Annotated in this window: 15 protein-coding genes; 6 read left to right on the forward strand and 9 right to left on the reverse strand. The window is 36.9% G+C overall.

The window, feature by feature from the left end:
* Positions 1-3: 3 nt before the first annotated feature.
* Both HAV12_RS18995 and HAV12_RS19000 read right to left on the reverse strand, forming a co-directional pair.
* Positions 4-762: a hypothetical protein gene (locus HAV12_RS18995; protein WP_171571017.1), complete on the reverse strand. Its 759-nt coding sequence runs from the start codon at positions 760-762 to the stop codon at positions 4-6.
* A gap of 54 nt (positions 763-816) precedes the next feature.
* Positions 817-1,542, reverse strand: a complete 726-nt coding sequence (locus HAV12_RS19000) for a hypothetical protein (protein ID WP_171571018.1) — start codon at positions 1,540-1,542, stop codon at positions 817-819.
* A gap of 311 nt (positions 1,543-1,853) precedes the next feature.
* Here HAV12_RS19000 and lysS point away from each other — a divergent pair, with 311 nt between their 5' ends.
* Positions 1,854-3,557 carry a lysine--tRNA ligase gene (lysS, locus tag HAV12_RS19005; protein WP_171571019.1) on the forward strand — a complete coding sequence of 568 codons (1,704 nt, stop codon included), beginning with the start codon at positions 1,854-1,856 and terminating at the stop codon, positions 3,555-3,557.
* Positions 3,558-3,663: 106 nt separating this feature from the next.
* Here lysS and HAV12_RS19010 read toward each other — a convergent pair whose 3' ends face one another.
* Together HAV12_RS19010 and HAV12_RS19015 are read right to left on the reverse strand one after the other, a co-directional pair.
* Positions 3,664-4,266 (reverse strand): hypothetical protein, encoded by a 603-nt coding sequence (locus tag HAV12_RS19010; RefSeq protein WP_171571020.1) that lies wholly within the window; start codon positions 4,264-4,266, stop codon positions 3,664-3,666.
* A 71-nt stretch (positions 4,267-4,337) separates the two neighbouring features.
* The gene (locus tag HAV12_RS19015; RefSeq protein ID WP_171571021.1) at positions 4,338-5,360 is read right to left on the reverse strand and encodes a 2-hydroxyacid dehydrogenase; all 1,023 of its coding nucleotides are present in this window, start codon (positions 5,358-5,360) and stop codon (positions 4,338-4,340) included.
* A 192-nt stretch (positions 5,361-5,552) separates the two neighbouring features.
* On the opposite strand from HAV12_RS19015, the gene HAV12_RS19020 reads away from it, so the two are divergent.
* Both HAV12_RS19020 and HAV12_RS22955 read left to right on the forward strand, forming a co-directional pair.
* Positions 5,553-5,993: a hypothetical protein gene (locus HAV12_RS19020; protein ID WP_171571022.1), complete on the forward strand. Its 441-nt coding sequence runs from the start codon at positions 5,553-5,555 to the stop codon at positions 5,991-5,993.
* 162 nt (positions 5,994-6,155) lie between these two features.
* Complete coding sequence (locus tag HAV12_RS22955; protein ID WP_240345192.1) at positions 6,156-6,890, forward strand: hypothetical protein; 735 nt, start codon at positions 6,156-6,158, stop codon at positions 6,888-6,890.
* Between the two features lie 53 nt (positions 6,891-6,943).
* Here the strand turns inward: HAV12_RS22955 and HAV12_RS19030 are convergent, their stop codons facing one another.
* The 5 genes from HAV12_RS19030 to HAV12_RS19050 form a co-directional block, all read right to left on the reverse strand.
* Positions 6,944-9,418 (reverse strand): zinc-dependent metalloprotease, encoded by a 2,475-nt coding sequence (locus HAV12_RS19030; RefSeq protein ID WP_171571023.1) that lies wholly within the window; start codon positions 9,416-9,418, stop codon positions 6,944-6,946.
* Between the two features lie 179 nt (positions 9,419-9,597).
* Positions 9,598-10,884 (reverse strand): glutamate-1-semialdehyde 2,1-aminomutase, encoded by a 1,287-nt coding sequence (gene hemL, locus HAV12_RS19035; protein WP_171571024.1) that lies wholly within the window; start codon positions 10,882-10,884, stop codon positions 9,598-9,600.
* 70 nt (positions 10,885-10,954) lie between these two features.
* Positions 10,955-11,842 (reverse strand): glucosaminidase domain-containing protein, encoded by an 888-nt coding sequence (locus HAV12_RS19040; protein ID WP_171571025.1) that lies wholly within the window; start codon positions 11,840-11,842, stop codon positions 10,955-10,957.
* Entirely contained in the window at positions 11,835-12,731 is an 897-nt protein-coding gene (locus HAV12_RS19045; RefSeq protein ID WP_171571026.1) for a 1-aminocyclopropane-1-carboxylate deaminase/D-cysteine desulfhydrase, read from the reverse strand. Before HAV12_RS19045 ends, HAV12_RS19040 begins: the two co-directional genes overlap by 8 nt.
* 3 nt (positions 12,732-12,734) lie before the next feature.
* A complete protein-coding gene (locus HAV12_RS19050) occupies positions 12,735-13,076 on the reverse strand; it encodes a hypothetical protein (RefSeq protein WP_171571027.1) in 342 nt (113 codons plus the stop codon).
* A 114-nt stretch (positions 13,077-13,190) separates the two neighbouring features.
* On the opposite strand from HAV12_RS19050, the gene HAV12_RS19055 reads away from it, so the two are divergent.
* The 3 genes from HAV12_RS19055 to HAV12_RS19065 all read left to right on the forward strand — a co-directional run bounded on the left by HAV12_RS19055 (position 13,191) and on the right by HAV12_RS19065 (position 16,322).
* On the forward strand, positions 13,191-13,376 hold the full coding sequence (locus HAV12_RS19055) for a DUF5522 domain-containing protein (RefSeq protein WP_171571028.1): 186 nt from the start codon (positions 13,191-13,193) through the stop codon (positions 13,374-13,376).
* A gap of 308 nt (positions 13,377-13,684) precedes the next feature.
* On the forward strand, positions 13,685-15,661 hold the full coding sequence (locus HAV12_RS19060; RefSeq protein ID WP_171571029.1) for a urocanate hydratase: 1,977 nt from the start codon (positions 13,685-13,687) through the stop codon (positions 15,659-15,661).
* A gap of 121 nt (positions 15,662-15,782) precedes the next feature.
* The gene (locus HAV12_RS19065; protein WP_171571030.1) at positions 15,783-16,322 is read left to right on the forward strand and encodes a DUF4136 domain-containing protein; all 540 of its coding nucleotides are present in this window, start codon (positions 15,783-15,785) and stop codon (positions 16,320-16,322) included.
* Positions 16,323-16,358 lie beyond the last annotated feature (36 nt).

Consider the following 16,358-nt stretch of genomic DNA (forward strand, 5'->3'; position numbering starts at 1 on the left):
TTATTATTTTTCAAACTCTACTTCAAAGTTGAGTTTGTCGGGATTCTCCATATAATCCGTAAAAGGGTATTGAATTGTAATTGTTTTTCGGTCTTCACTAAACAAAGCGTCCGGATTAGATACCTTTTTAATCTTTTTCGGGAAATGATATTTTAGAATATAATTAGACGAGGAAAAAATCATTTTAGACATATCCGCTGTCGTATCTTTTGCTTTTTCAGCCCCTTTTTGCTGGTCAATTACTGCTGTACGGGTAAATTTCTTTCCGTTGTAGGTATAACTTAGCTTGCTGTTATTATTGCCGAAATTACTTCCAAAAGGACTTGCAGCAGCACTTGCGCCCTGCTCTAATTTCTGAAAAGTACTTAGTGTCTGCAAGATATCCTGCAATTCATTTACGTTTTTAAAATCTGTAGAAAGTGTCATTAAAAACTCTTTCTTTTCACTGCTCATTTTAGTGTGAACTACAAAGTTTTCTATTTTTTTAAGTTCCTTTTGGGCTTCCGGGGAAAGCTTTGCGATACTGTCTTTTTTTGCTGCAAATAGTTGTTTGAAGGTAAACGTAGAATCAATATCCTTTTTTGCTTCAGCTCCCATTTGACTTCCAATTTGGTCACCGGCCATTGCCATTAGAGAAGAACCGTCCATATCTACAGAGAATTTCCCGGCTCCGTTATCGTTTACATAAATATTTTCTGTGAAAGTACAGCTTGTAAGTGCAGCTAGTAAAAAAGAAAAAGCAAGTAATTTATATAATTTCATCGTGGTTTATTTTTGCTCAAATATACGAAGAGTAATTTTAATTGTTCAGCTACTTTATTCCAAAACTACTTCCAGACTTGTACTTTCCGGATTTTGCAGACAGTCTGAAAGCACGAACTCTATTGTAACTGATTTTTTATCTGAACTTATTACTCCTTTTGGATTTGAAACTGATTTTATTTTTCCGGAAAAATGATACTTTAACGTATAAAGCTGCGTGAGTTTTAACGAAGCATATTTGGGATCAATCTTTTTAAATTCCTCTTTTGCTTTTTGTAATTCAGTTTCATTTGTAATAGAGACCAGACGTTTAAAAACTTTTCCGTCAAAAGCATAAGCAACTTTATAATAATGATTTTCTGCTGTTAAAGCATAGTTGTATTTGATATCATCAGCATAATTCTCGGTTTTATACAAATCAGGAACTTCTGAAATTTTACTAAAGTTCAGCGAAAACACGTCCCGAAATTCTTTTTCGAATGAACTCTTCTTAAGATGCACTTTCACATTGGAATATTGCTGAAATAACTTCTGTTCTTCGGGCGTATATTTTAAAAATGTTTCGTTGTATTTTTTGATATACGCACTAAAAACATAAGTGGTATCCTGAAATTCTTCTTCTCTGGAATAATTTTCACCTGCCAGCTGCATATAACTGTTTTCGTCCCGAAAAGTAACGACTTCAATAGTTCCGCTTCCGTCTGCATTTAAGTGAATGGTTTCTGTAATCCGGCAACTCGTTAGCAGAATTACTAGTATTAATATTGAAATGTATTTCATTTTTTTTCTAAAAGCTTCTGAGGTTTTGAATGGCTAAGATAATGAGGTTTTGCTTAATTCCTTACAGCTAATTTTCAAATACAGTGTTGATAACCGTCCCAGCCAAAACGTCTTTTAAAAAACTAAAATTTCTACCCTAGCCCCGATAGAAGCGGTATCCTTTTTTGCTTTTTCTGCAAAAAAAGATTTAGTGGATAGCGGGACAAAAGGCGATTGAAATACGATAAAATACTGCTGCAAAAAATCTGAAATCTGCATTCTGAAATCTACATTCTTTTGTTTATCTTTGCACACTTAAAAAACAGTATATAATGGCCTTATCTGAACAAGAAATCATTCGAAGAGAGAAACTTCAAAACTTACGCAACTTAGGAATCAATCCTTATCCGGCTAATCTTTTTCCTGTAAATCATACTTCTAAGCAAATTAAGGAGTCTTTCGAAGAAGGTAAGAAGGTGATCGTTGCCGGACGTTTGATGAGTGTGAGAGATCAGGGAAAAGCCTGTTTTGCTGAATTACAGGATAGCGAAGGCCGTATTCAATTGTACGTGAATCGTGATGTTTTGTGTGAAGGTGACGACAAAACTTTATACAATCAGGTTTTTAAAAAATTAACCGATTTAGGCGACTTTATTGGTATTGAAGGTGAATTGTTTACTACGAAAGTTGGTGCACAATGTATTCGCGTGGACGGATTTACTTTTTTAAGCAAAACGTTACGCCCGCTTCCTTTACCAAAAGTAGATGAGGACGGAAATATACACGATGCCTTTAACGATCCTGAGTTACGCTACAGAATGCGCTATGTAGATTTAACGGTTAATCCACAAGTAAAGGAAAACTTCATCAAACGTACGAAGTTGTACACCGCTATGCGTGGCTATTTTAATGATGCCGGATACCTTGAAGTGGAAACTCCGGTTTTACAGTCAATTCCCGGTGGAGCTGCGGCGAGACCTTTTATCACGCATCATAATTCGCTTGATATTCCGCTTTACATGCGTATTGCGAACGAATTGTATTTAAAAAGATTAATTGTTGGTGGTTTTGAAGGTGTTTATGAGTTCTCTAAAAACTTTAGAAATGAAGGAATGGACAGAACGCATAATCCTGAATTTACCGCCATGGAAATATACGTAGCCTACAAAGACTACAACTGGATGATGGAATTTGCAGAAGGTTTGCTTGAACATTGTGCTATTGCCGTAAACGGAACCAGCGAAGCTACTTTTGGTGAGCATCAAATCAACTTTAAAGCACCTTATGCCCGCGTAACAATGACGGATTCTATTAAACATTTTACCGGATTTGATATTTCGGGTAAAACAGAAGAGGAATTGTTTGACGCAGCAAGAGGAATGGGAATTGACGTTGATAAAACAATGGGGAAAGGAAAATTGATTGATGAAATTTTTGGTGCGAAATGCGAAGGAAATTATATTCAGCCTACTTTCATTACCGATTACCCTAAAGAAATGTCACCGTTATGTAAAGAACACCGCGATAATCCGGAGCTTACAGAGCGTTTTGAATTAATGGTTTGTGGAAAAGAAATCGCAAATGCGTATTCTGAACTGAACGACCCGATTGATCAGCGTGAGCGTTTTGAAGACCAGATGCGTCTGGCTGAAAAAGGTGATGATGAAGCAAATGGTATAATCGACGAAGATTTCCTGAGAGCACTTGAATATGGGATGCCGCCAACTTCCGGAATGGGAATTGGAATGGACCGTCTGATTATGTATTTAACCAATAACGCTTCTATTCAGGAAGTTTTATTGTTCCCGCAAATGCGTCCGGAGAAAAAACAAGCTCAGATTGAATTGTCTGATGAAGAAAAATTTATTGTAGATTTATTGAAAGGAAATGAAAATAAAATGGATCTTCAGCAATTAAAAATTACTGCTAATTTAAGCGGTAAAAAATGGGATGCATCAATGAAAAATTTATCTAAACATGGTTTAACAAAAGTGGCTGTTGAAGGTGAGTTTAAATTTGTGGAACTTACAGAGTAATTTTAAAATTCCAATTTTAGAAATACCAAATTCAAAAATTGGGATTTAACAATATCAAACCCGACAGGTTTTATCCCGAAGCTTCGGGACTGTCGGGTTTATTATTTTAAAACGAATACTTCTCCAATTTCTTTCCCTGAATATCCAAAACCTTTGTACTCTCTTTTGGTACATCACCTTTTACTTTTTCCTGAACGGATGGATTTGATGGATATTTACCATTCTTCATTTTTAATTGATGAAATTTTCCTCCAGTCTCAAATATAAGATCGTAGAATTTTTCCGTTGATGAAGTTGTTACAACAATTGGAAAATCGGTTACGGTAAAGGAATTGATTACACTTCCGTCATTGTTTAGAATATAACCGGAACAGCCTCCGCTTCCGCAGAAATAGGGATTTGAAAAACCAACGAAATATTCATTTTTCTTATCGTTGTTTAAATCGAAAGCATCGTAATAAAAAAAGCGATTGTCTTTTGTCATTGCCGGAAGCTCTTTCTTCAACAGGATATTTAGTTGTTTGCGAATCAGTTCGACTGCTTTATCATTTTTTGGAGAAGCCTTACTGACATCAGCAGTTCCGGCAACTGTTTTAGACAAGGTGTCTTCGGCAATTGTTTTAATGATACTTTTTGATTCGGTTTTGTCTTTGTTCTGACAGGAATATAGTGCCAGAATTGCAAATGCTATTACAATTTTACTTTTCATAATTATTATCTTTTATATGTTTAAAACCTAAATAATATTCGACTGATAAACCTGACAGGTTTGCCATTAAATTAAACCAGCAAAGCTGCTTTATTTTCAATATCATGTTCTGTCAGCAATGCTTTTATGTTATTGAAGGTGACCAAAGCAATCTGCGTTAAAGCTTCATTGGTAAAGAAAGCCTGATGTGCCGTAACCAAAACATTCGGAAAACTCATCAGACGCTGAATGGCATCATCCTGAATAATGTCTGCTGAAAGATCTCTGAAGAACAGTTTTTCTTCCTGCTCGTACACATCAATTCCGAGATAACCAATTTTGCCTTCTTTTAATCCTTCAATTACAGCAGCCGTTTCGATCAGTCCTCCTCTGCTGGTATTGATAATCATAACGTGGTCTTTCATCAAAGCAATTGATTCTTCCTTAATTACATGCTTCGTTTGTTCGTTTAACGGACAATGCAGTGAGATGATATCGCTTTCTTTGAAAACATTATTTAAGGTAGTAAAAACAACACCGTCTTTTTCCATTTCAAGATTGGTTACAATGTCATACGCCAATACTTTGCATCCAAAACCTAAAGCTATTTTAGCAAAAGCTTTTCCGATATTGCCTGTTCCGATGATTCCGATTGTTTTTCCGTATAAATCAAAGCCCAATAATCCGTTTAACGAAAAGTTCTGTTCCCGGACTCTGTTATAGGCTTTATGCGTTTTTCTGTTTAAGGTCAAAATCATGGCCATAGCATGTTCTGCAACTGCCTGAGGCGAATAGGCGGGAACACGGCAAACTTTAAGATTGTATTTTTTAGCAGCTTCTAAATCAACATTATTAAAACCGGCACAACGCAAAGCTATAATCTTTACGTTTTTTTCGGCCAATTGTTTGATTACAGCTTCGTTGACAATATCGTTTACAAAAACGCATACAATACTAGACTCCTGAATTAAAGTGACAGTCTGCGGATTGAGCTGTGTTTCGAAAAAGTCCAATTCGAAACCAAACTCATTGTATTGGTTAAAAAAAGTTTTATCGTAAGGCTGTGTTGAAAAAAAAGCAATTTTATTTTCATTTAATGATGCTGCTGAATTCATATATTGTCAGTTTTTATTTGCATTTATAATTTCTTAAATTTAAGAATTAATTCTGAATCTTATCCTAACAAAAATCAGTTAATCTCTTAATTAATGATTTTCAGTGCGTTAAAAATTTCACAAATACGACTAATCGATTAAACCTAAGGGATTTTACAAAGTCTAACTGACATAAACTTAAAAAACAAAATCATGAAAAAATTATTTATCGCAGCTATGCTATTCGTTGGACTAGCAAGTTTTGCACAAGACATGGATCAAAAACCTGCCCGCGATCAAAAAGAGAGAATGACTCCGGAGCAGCGTAATGAAAAGCATTTAAAGAAAATGACCTCTGAATTAAATCTGGATGCCAATCAGCAAACTCAGATCAAACAATTGTTAGCCGAAAGGAGTGCAAAGGTGGAAAGTCTTAAAGAAGCCCGTAAAGCAAAAAAAGAGAGTAATGTAAAACCTACTGCTGAAGAAAAAGCGGCTTTCAAAAAACAAATGGACGAAGAAGTTCCTTCAAATGATGCCAAAATGAAAGCCATCCTGAACGCTGACCAATATAAAAAATGGACCTCTCTTCAGGAAGAAAAAAGAGATAAGGTCAGAGAAAAAATGAGAGAACGCAAAGATAAAAACAACTAATTATAGTGTACAAAAAGAGGCTTCAATCGTCTCTTTTTTATTTTCGAACTGCATTATGCTTTCCTTAATACTTTCTGTTAATTAAAAGATAAATCTCACAATCTGATTAAACTTAGCAAACTTCTTGAAGTCTAATCAATATAAATCTTTAAAAAACGAATTATGAAAAAATTATTTATCGCAGCTTTATTATTCGTTGGAATAGTAAGTTTTGCACAGGACATCAATCAGAAACCGGCACGTGATCAAAAAGAAAGATTAACTCCGGAACAGCGTAATGAAAAACATTTACAAAAATTAACTGCTGAATTGAATTTAGATAAAAAACAACAGGATCAGGTAAAACAACTACTGGCAGAAAGAAGTGCTAAAGCAGAAAAATTCAGAGATGCTAAAAAAGACAGTAAAGTAAAACCTACTGCTGAAGAAAAGGAAGCGTTTAAAAAACAAATGGAAACTGAAAAAGCCGCAAACGATGCTAAAATGAAAGCGATTTTAAATACCGATCAGTACACCAAATGGACGGCTCTAAAAAAAGAACACAAAGGCGGTCATAAAGGCAAAAGAGATATGAAATCTCCACAGGAACGCGATCAGGCACATTTGCAAAAATTAACAACGGAGCTAAACCTGAATGCCGATCAGCAAAAACAAGTAGGCGAACTTCTATCTGACAGAAGTACCAAAATGGCCATGCTGAAAAAGAGCCGAAAAGATGCCGGTGCAGAACCAACTGCTGCGGAAAAAGAAGCTATGAAAAAACAAATGAAAGAAGATCGCAAAGCAACAGATGTCAAAATGAAAGCTATTCTGAATGCTGAGCAATATAAAGAATGGGCGGTTATTCAAAAAGCACATCAGGACAAAATGAAAGATCACCGAAAAGATAAAATGTAATTGAGATCAAAAAAAAGAGGCTTTAAAAGCCTCTTTTTTGTTTTTTATATTTCCTATTTTGGATTAAGTATTAAATCAATTCTTTTCATACAATCTTCATAATGGTATTTTGTTTCAGTGTTTACAGGTCTTGCTTTTGCTGCTGCAAGCGTACTTCTTAATGCGCCTAATTCCCCACGAACCAAAGCCCTTACATCAGACTGTGCTACATTGTAATAGATCACTGATCGGTCTGTTGGCTTAATTTCTTCAGTCATCAAAGCGCCCATTCTGTCGATATAACCGCGTTGCAAATTTCTTCTGTATATGGTTACATTCGTTGGCGTTACGGCTTCTTTCCAGATTCCTCTTCGGGTGTCTTTTAATAAATCCAGGGCTTTGTAAGTATCTGCACCCAGAATTTCATTATCCATTAATCGGCCAATGCGACCAATACTTAGTAAACTATTCAAATGTCGCACCTGCAAGCTTCTAAACCTTTCTGAATAACCCGCAAAATCGGTATTTTTTAAGGTATTAACATTTACAATCCACGTTGGCGAAGCAAAAGCATTTGTTTGAAGCCAGTTCATCGCTTCTGTTTGTTTTGCTTTCGGCACTACTTCGTAAACACTTCCCGCCTGATTTGGTTTTTTGGTATTTTCATAAACACCGCCCACATTGGTGACAACGTGACCTACATACCTGCTCCATACTTCCAGCATTTCCTTGTACAGCTCATCGAGATCTTCATAATTATTGGTTACAGTACTCGTCCATTCATTCAAATGTCCGGCTACATATTCCAGGTTTTTCATTCCGTAAGCGCTTGCTTTCATAGAATTATTTCCAATATCCTCTGTTTGGGAAGTCGGGTCAAAAGCACTGCTTTGTTTTCCGAATTTATATAATGGATTTCCGGCTTTCTCCAGAATCCATTTATCTAAAGTTGCTGCTTCATCCTGAGGAGATTTGGCATTCGGGATCACTCTGTATCCCCAATTTACTGCATACTGATCATAAGCACCCATTTTACGAATAAAACGAATGTTTTTGTCACCGGGTTGTGCGATATAATTAAAACGGGCATAATCCATGATACTTGCCGAGATTCCGTTTTGTTGTGTAAAATCTCCATTTCTGTAACTCTCCACATCATAAGCACAGCTCGCGCCCATATTATGCGGGAATCCCAAAGCATGTCCTACTTCATGAGCGATTACCATTTGCATCATTTCTCCCATTTCCTGATCACTGGTTTGTAATGTTCTCGCGGACGGATTTGCAGCTCCGGTTTCTAACAAATAGCGGTTTCTGTAAGAACGCAAATGGTTATGATACCAGATTACGTCGCTTTCAATAATTTCTCCGGTTCTGGGATCTGAAACACTTGGTCCAACTGCATTTCGGGTGGTACTTGCTACATAGCGAATCACAGAATAACGAACATCTTCAGGACTAAAGTCCGGATCTTCTTCTTTGGTTGGCGCATCTTTGGCAATAATGGCATTTTTAAATCCGGCAGCTTCAAATGGTTTTTGCCATTCTTCGATTCCCTGCCTGATGTATTTTCTCAACTTCTCAGGCGTTGCAGGATCTAAATAATAAACAATTGGCTTAATCGGTTCAACCAATTCTCCTCGGTTGTACGCTTCAGGATCTTTTGGTTCTAATCTCCAGCGGCGAATGTACGTTTTAAGGTCAGATTTCAATTCATTACTTCCGTAGTCGTATTGACTTACGGTGAACCAGCCTACTCTGGGATCTGCTAATCTCGGTTTCATCGGGACTTCCGGTAACAAAACCATGGACTGATTCATCTGAATACTGATTGATTCTGTATCTTCCAGCACGGATGGTTTTGAAGCATTGTAAGTCATATCCTGAATGACTTCGATATTCATCGGAAAACTTTTAATCGTATTGATAAAACTTCTCGAATCATCCAGTCCTTTTACTTTATACGTTTCACGCATTTCGGCTGATATTCCGCTGATTGCTTTTACGTCAGTACTGTAAAACTTCGTTACGTCAATAACCGTATTTGCGGAATCTTTGCTAAAAGCGACAATATCAAAAGCAAATAAGGTTGGTTCGTAATTGTTAGATTTTACCGAAATGCTAATCGGCAAAGTATCATTGGCAACCGCATTATATGATTTTGATTTGATTAGGATTTTATCCTGAAAACGCTGCCAGACTATTAATTGCTCATTGGTTTCTGAACCTGCGTTTACATATCCGCCTCCCAGATTAGAAGGCAATTTAGAAAGTCTGCTCACTAAAAGCATATCCTTGTTTAAATAATTATTGGGAATCTCGAAATAATACTTTTTCTCGACTTTATGAACCGTGAAAAGCCCCGGATCAGAAACAGCATCTTTCGTAATTACTTTACTGTATTCCTTAATTGTAGCTTCTGATTTTTTCTCCGGTGGCGCAACGACAGCTTCGTCTTTTTTAGATTTCTTTTTGTTGGATTGGGCAAATTGGTTAGTAGAAAACAGCATAAAAACTGCCATTGTAGTAAAAATGAAAAATTTCTTCATTTATTCTCGGTTTAGTGGTTATTTGATAAACAAAAATAATTTTTATTCTAAATACATAGCAAAAAACCTATTTATTAACTTTTCATTAACTAATACCATTCGAAATTTATATTGCATAAAAAAAGGTTCTGCTTTATTAAAAAAGCGGAACCTTAAATTGAAAAAATATATTTTAATTTTTAGAATCTCTTTGAAACCTTATCAATGGCATTAATCGTAAAATCTAAATCTTCATAGGTTAATACATCTGTAATAAACCAGGTCTCATAAGCAGATGGCGCAATATAAATACCTTCCTGCAATAAACCGTGGAAGAACTTCTTAAATGTTTCGTTATCTCCTTTTGCAGCGGTTTGAAAATCCGTAACCGGATTGGCATCAAAATGTACGGAAATCATCGAACCTACTCTGTTAATAGTGAAGACAACATTATTTGCTTTCAAAACCTTATCAATTCCTGCTTCTAAATAGGCTGTTTTTTCTTCTAAACGGGTAAAAATAGCACGATCATTATCTAACGATTGTAGCATCGCTAATCCTGCCGCCATTGCCAAAGGATTCCCTGATAACGTTCCGGCCTGATACACCGGACCAAGTGGTGCCAGATGATTCATAATTTCTTCGCGTGCTGCAAAAGCGCCAACCGGCAATCCTCCGCCAATTACTTTTCCGAAAGTTACGATATCAGCAGTGATATTATACAATTCCTGAACACCGCCGCGAGCCAGACGGAAACCCGTCATCACCTCATCAAAAATTAATAAAATTCCGTTTGCAGTACACAAATCTCTCAATCCCTGCAAGAATCCTTTTTGAGGGGGAATACATCCCATATTTCCGGCAACAGGTTCAATGATAATAGCTGCAATTTCGTTTTTGTTGGCTTCAATTAAAGTCTTTACATTCTCTAAATCATTGTATTTCGCCAGCAATGTATCTTTTGCGGTTCCTTCTGTAACCCCTGGACTATTTGGAGATCCGAAAGTTACGGCACCACTTCCTGCCTGAATCAAAAAGGAATCCGAATGTCCGTGGTAGCAACCTGCAAATTTGATTATTTTATCTCTTTTTGTAAATCCGCGAGCCAGACGAATCGCACTCATACAAGCTTCTGTACCTGAATTTACAAACCGTATTTTATCGATATTCGGAACCATCGAAACCGCCAAAGCTGCGATTTGAGTTTCCAGTTCTGTCGGCATCCCGAATGAAGTTCCTAATTTGGCTTTTTCGATTACAGCATCAACCACCGGCTGATAAGCATGACCCAAAACCATTGGCCCCCATGAATTGATATAATCAATTAATTTATTTCCGTCTTCATCATACAAATAAGCACCTTTGGCACTTTTTACAAAAATAGGAGTTCCGCCAACGGCTTTAAATGCTCGTACTGGCGAATTTACTCCTCCCGGGATTACTTTTTCTGCTTCCGCAAAAAGCTCACTACTTCTTTTATATATCATTTTTGACTTTATATTTTAGAGTTCTGATTTTAGATTATTTACGATTTCACTGAGACTGAGACTAAAAAAACTACATCACCTTCAACTTCTGTCCAACAGAAAGAGCATTGTCTGAAAGATTGTTTTTTCGTTTTAAATCATCAACCAATACATTGAATTTTTTTGAAATTGAATATAAGGTATCTCCTTTTTGAACTTCGTATAGATTGGGATCATTTGAAGCTGGCTCCGAATTTGTTTTTGTATTTGAGGTTCTTGTCGGAGCCGATTTATTAATTGCCGTATAGTTCTTTCCGGTAACCAGACAATCGTACTGATGCAGATTATAACTTTCTATGTAACTAATTAACTTATCCGGATAGTTAGGATCAGTGGCATAACCCGCAGCGCGTAACCCTTTTGCCCACGCTTTGTAATCATCCTTTTCGTAAGTAAATAATGTTGCATATCTGTTCTTGCCTACCAAAAACAAAGCATGATCGCGATAGGAATCTGAAGCTTCTGTATATTTTCGAAAACATTCCTGAGCGGAATCGTCATCATGGCGAACACTTTCGCCCAGCCAGTCCTTATGACATTTTATTCCGAAATGATTATTGGCTTCCAAAGCCAGATCTCCCCTTCCTGCACCGGATTCCAAAATTCCCTGTGCCAGGATAATGCTTGCCGGAATGCCATATTTCTGCATATTTCCCATTGCAATATCTTTAAACTGCAAAACATAATTATTGATCAAATCACTTGTAACAACAGTTTTTGAAGTAGACTGAATGACCTCAGTCGTATTATTTGTGGTGGGATATTTGCCTATAGGTTTGGAATAGGTCCCTTTTTTAGTCGAAGCTACTCTGGGTTTCTGAATCGCCGCCTGTTTTTTAGTTGTGGCAATAGCAGGCTTACTGGAAGAACAGCCAGCCAATGCTGCGATTATGAAGAGTAGTATTATTTTTTTAAACATTCGTTTTTAGTATTGGTAATTTCTTCTGCATTAACTTTAAATTCATTCCGTCAATTCCCTGCAATCCGCCGGTATGAATGAGCAAAATTTTTGAATGCGCAGGGAAATAGTTTTTATGGATTAAATCTATAACGCCAAAAACCATCTTTCCCGTATAAATTGGGTCTAAAGGCACTTTATTTTCATCAAAAAAAGCGTTGATAAATTCAATTAATTCTAAATTTATCTTTCCGTATCCTCCAAAATGATAGTCAGAAATTAAATCCCAGTTATCTTTTTTTGCAAAAATACGAATTTCATCCTTTAGAAAATCACCTTTTAACGCCGGAAATCCTAAAATTTTCTGATCCGGACCAGCACTATTTATCAATCCCGAAATAGTTCCGCCGGTTCCGACAGCACAGCAAACGTAATTGAAAACAGCATCTTCTGCAGTCAGAATCTCTTCGCAGCCTTTTACCGCCAGCTCATTTGTCCCTCCTTCGGGTACCAGATAAAAGTCGCCGAATTGCTGCTTTAAATTTTCTAAAAAAGAAATTTCATTTTTAAGCCGATAGTCTTCCCTGGAAACAAATTCAAATTGCATTCCGTTTTCCCGAGCAAATTTCAACGTTGGATTTTCTTCAATTTTACCAAAGAGTTCTTCTCCGCGAATCACTCCGATGGTTTTAAATCCGTATTCTTTTCCGGCAAATGCCACTGCTGCAATATGGTTAGAAAAAGCACCGCCAAAAGTCAATACCGTTTCCTGATTTTCCGCTTTCGCCTGAACCAGATTGTATTTTAGTTTCCGGAATTTATTCCCCGAAATAAAGGGATGGATTAAATCTTCCCGCTTTATGGTCAAAGAAATATTGTTCTGAAAATCGATATGAATTTCCTGGTTCAAAATCTATTTTTGTTTTAAAGTTAAGTAATTCCGGAATTTAAAAAACGGGCGTATTTTCAAATAATCATAATCGGTTTCGTTGGCATAGGCTTCTCTTTCAAAACTAATATTCTGATAAGCCAACGCTGTATTTTTATATTGAATTAACCGAATCAGATATTCTAAAAAATACCAGATAAAAAAAGGAAGGATCAGCATTTCCAGTTGTTGCCGCAAATGAATTTTTTCATGATTGACAAATGTCTGATTTGTTTTATCGCTGCTGTATTTCATCAGAACAAACGGAAACACGGCCATTCCACGATATCCATTCGGAATTAAATATTTAGCAACAATTAGAAACATTGACTGTAAAATTTATAAATTTGTAGAGGCAAAATTGTTTGTTTTCATTAAAATAATAATCAAAATTTGTTGATTTGATTTCAAAAACAAATAAATAGTGCACCAATAAGGATTATGAAAGAGCAAAGTAATGAAAATAAATTAACCGAGGGCGAAGATTTTTATTATACGCCCGAAGGTTACAAATGCTTTACCGAGAAACACCATTTAAAACGCGGGTATTGCTGTAAAAGCGGCTGTCGTCACTGTCCGTATGGATTCGACAAACGAACCGGGGAAATTAAGAAGAAGACTAATTAGAAAATGAGGCAATTTGAAAATTGGATAATTTCTCTAGCTTAACAATCAAAATCTAAACTCAACACTCTAAAATTATATGGATATTCTCTTGAGAAAATTTAGGATTAAAATCCACAAATCCTATCACAGGTCGGATATTCGTTATCCCTAGTTTTAATTAGAAAATGTGTCAATTTGAAAATGAGATAATTTCTGTCAGATTGAATTATAATAAACTAACTAAACCTTAAATAAATTAGATGGCTTAATTATTCAGCTTAAAAAAATCTAAGCAGTCTAACAATCCAATCATCTTACAATCTAAAAAAATGACTTTTAAAGAACAAATACAACAGGGAATCCCTTCTATATTACCACCAAAAGCAACATACGATTTAGCGATTAACCATGCGCCAAAACGAAAAGAAATTCTTTCTGCGGAAGAAAAAAAACTGGCTTTAAAAAATGCGTTGCGTTATTTTGACTCCAAACACCATGCTGAATTAATTACTGATTTTTCAGAAGAATTAGAAAAATACGGTCGTATTTATATGTACCGCCTGCGTCCGGATTACAAGATGTATGCGAGACCCATTGACGAATATCCTGGAAAATCGATTCAGGCAAAAGCCATTATGCACATGATTCAGAACAACCTGGATTATGCCGTAGCACAACATCCGCATGAGTTAATTACCTATGGCGGCAACGGAGCTGTTTTTCAGAACTGGGCGCAATATTTACTGACCATGCAATATTTGTCTGAAATGACAGATGAGCAAACGCTGACCATGTATTCAGGACATCCGATGGGATTATTCCCTTCGCATACAGAAGCACCAAGAGTGGTAGTGACCAACGGAATGGTAATTCCCAACTACTCCAAACCGGACGACTGGGAAAAGATGAATGCCCTTGGAGTGTCACAATACGGACAAATGACTGCCGGAAGTTATATGTATATCGGCCCGCAGGGAATTGTACACGGAACAACCATCACCGTTTTGAATGGTTTCAGAAAAATAAAACAAAATCCGGAAGGAAGTTTATTCGTCACTTCAGGATTAGGCGGAATGAGCGGTGCACAGCCAAAAGCAGGAAATATTGCCGGCTGCGTTACCGTTTGTGCCGAGGTAAATCCTAAAATTACCAAAATTCGCCACGAACAAGGCTGGATTAATGAAATTGTAACTTCGACTGAAGAACTGGTGAAAAGAGTGACTTCGGCGAAAGCCAATAAAGAAGTGGTTTCGATTGCATACTTAGGGAATGTCGTTGATGTCTGGGAATGTTTCGATAAAGAAAATATCAAAATCGATTTGGGTTCCGACCAGACATCGCTTCACAATCCGTGGGCTGGCGGTTATTATCCGGTTGGCATCTCTTTTGAAGAAGCTAACGAAATGATGGCCAATAATCCTGAATTATTCAAAGAAAAAGTACAGGAAACACTACGCCGACATGCGGATGCGATTAACAAACATACCGCAAAAGGGACTTACTTTTTCGATTACGGAAATGCTTTTTTACTGGAAGCTTCCCGCGCCGGTGCAGCTGTAATGGCCGAAAACAATATCGATTTTAAATACCCAAGTTACGTTCAGGACATTATGGGACCAATGTGTTTTGATTACGGATTCGGGCCTTTCAGATGGGTTTGTACTTCCGGAAAACCAGAAGATTTGCAAAAGACAGATACCATTGCTTCCCAGGTTTTAGAAGAAATGGCAAAGACGGCTCCAAATGAAATTCAGCAGCAAATGCAGGACAATATCAAATGGATCAAAGGCGCTCAGGAAAACAAAATGGTTGTTGGGTCTCAGGCCCGAATATTATATGCAGATGCCGAAGGGCGTATTAAAATTGCAGAAGCTTTTAACCAGGCAATTGCAAGAGACGAAATTGGAACGGTTGTTTTGGGCCGTGATCATCATGACGTTTCCGGAACAGATTCGCCTTACCGCGAAACCTCCAATATCTATGATGGTTCCCGTTTTACAGCCGATATGGCGATTCAGAATGTGATTGGAGACAGTTTTAGGGGTGCCACCTGGGTTTCTATTCACAATGGCGGCGGAGTTGGCTGGGGAGAGGTTATAAACGGTGGCTTTGGTATGGTTCTTGATGGTTCTAAAGAGGCTTCAAAACGTTTAGCATCAATGCTTTTTTGGGATGTTAACAACGGAATTTCAAGACGAAGCTGGGCACGAAATGACGAAGCTATTTTTGCTATAAAAAGAGCAATGAAAGTTCAGCCTTTACTAAAAGTAACTTTACCTAATATTGTGGATGAAAGTTTATTTTAGTATACAGTGTCATCCTGAGCGAAGTTGAAGGACATCCTGAGCAAAGTCGAAGGCTAATAAAAAAAGGGCTTCGACTTCGCTCAGCGTGACAAAGGAACAAGAACATTAAATTTTTATAAATATGAAAACATTCAAATTACTACCGATTTTTCTGCTTTTAATACTGACTTCCTGCAGTACAGTTAGTGTTTATTCCGATTACGACAAAAGTGTCGACTTTACGCCTTATAAAACATATGCTTTCTTTAAGCCAGGTATTGATAAGGTAGAGATTTCTGATTTGGATAAAAGACGTATTCTGCATGCTATTGAAGCACAAATGCAGGCAAAAGGTTTTACAAAAAGTGAAAATCCTGATATGCTGATTAACATTTTTACCAAATCAAGAGAGCAGGTAGATGTCAACCAATTTAGCGCCGGATGGGGCTATGGTTGGGGATGGGGATGGAATCCTTACATGATGTATGGAGGAGGACAAACTACGGTTTCTACTTCTACACAAGGAACTTTGTTTATTGATTTTATCGATGCGAAAAAGAAAGAAATGATCTGGCAGGGCGAAGGAATCGGAACGCTGACTAAAAACGCTGATAAGAAAGATGAAAAAGTAAACGAGTTTGTAACTAAAATTTTAGCGCAATACCCGCCTGTTAAAAAGTAGTTTTCAGTCTCAGTTTTTCAGTCTCTCCGGATGATA

It is taken from the genome of Flavobacterium sp. CLA17, assembly GCF_013112255.2.
In the GTDB taxonomy this organism is placed as follows: Bacteria; Bacteroidota; Bacteroidia; order Flavobacteriales; family Flavobacteriaceae; genus Flavobacterium; species Flavobacterium circumlabens.

Bases quoted from the DNA above. Each gene is read 5' to 3' on its own strand.
- HAV12_RS19050 (WP_171571027.1), bottom strand. From the start codon at position 13,076: ATGTTTCTAATTGTTGCTAAATATTTAATTCCGAATGGATATCGTGGA.
- lysS (WP_171571019.1), top strand. From the start codon at position 1,854: ATGGCCTTATCTGAACAAGAAATCATTCGAAGAGAGAAACTTCAAAAC.
- HAV12_RS19030 (WP_171571023.1), bottom strand. From the start codon at position 9,418: ATGAAGAAATTTTTCATTTTTACTACAATGGCAGTTTTTATGCTGTTT.
- HAV12_RS22955 (WP_240345192.1), top strand. From the start codon at position 6,156: ATGAAAAAATTATTTATCGCAGCTTTATTATTCGTTGGAATAGTAAGT.
- HAV12_RS19055 (WP_171571028.1), top strand. From the start codon at position 13,191: ATGAAAGAGCAAAGTAATGAAAATAAATTAACCGAGGGCGAAGATTTT.
- HAV12_RS19060 (WP_171571029.1), top strand. From the start codon at position 13,685: ATGACTTTTAAAGAACAAATACAACAGGGAATCCCTTCTATATTACCA.
- HAV12_RS19020 (WP_171571022.1), top strand. From the start codon at position 5,553: ATGAAAAAATTATTTATCGCAGCTATGCTATTCGTTGGACTAGCAAGT.
- HAV12_RS18995 (WP_171571017.1), bottom strand. From the start codon at position 762: ATGAAATTATATAAATTACTTGCTTTTTCTTTTTTACTAGCTGCACTT.
- hemL (WP_171571024.1), bottom strand. From the start codon at position 10,884: ATGATATATAAAAGAAGTAGTGAGCTTTTTGCGGAAGCAGAAAAAGTA.
- HAV12_RS19040 (WP_171571025.1), bottom strand. From the start codon at position 11,842: ATGTTTAAAAAAATAATACTACTCTTCATAATCGCAGCATTGGCTGGC.
- HAV12_RS19010 (WP_171571020.1), bottom strand. From the start codon at position 4,266: ATGAAAAGTAAAATTGTAATAGCATTTGCAATTCTGGCACTATATTCC.
- HAV12_RS19000 (WP_171571018.1), bottom strand. From the start codon at position 1,542: ATGAAATACATTTCAATATTAATACTAGTAATTCTGCTAACGAGTTGC.
- HAV12_RS19015 (WP_171571021.1), bottom strand. From the start codon at position 5,360: ATGAATTCAGCAGCATCATTAAATGAAAATAAAATTGCTTTTTTTTCA.
- HAV12_RS19065 (WP_171571030.1), top strand. From the start codon at position 15,783: ATGAAAACATTCAAATTACTACCGATTTTTCTGCTTTTAATACTGACT.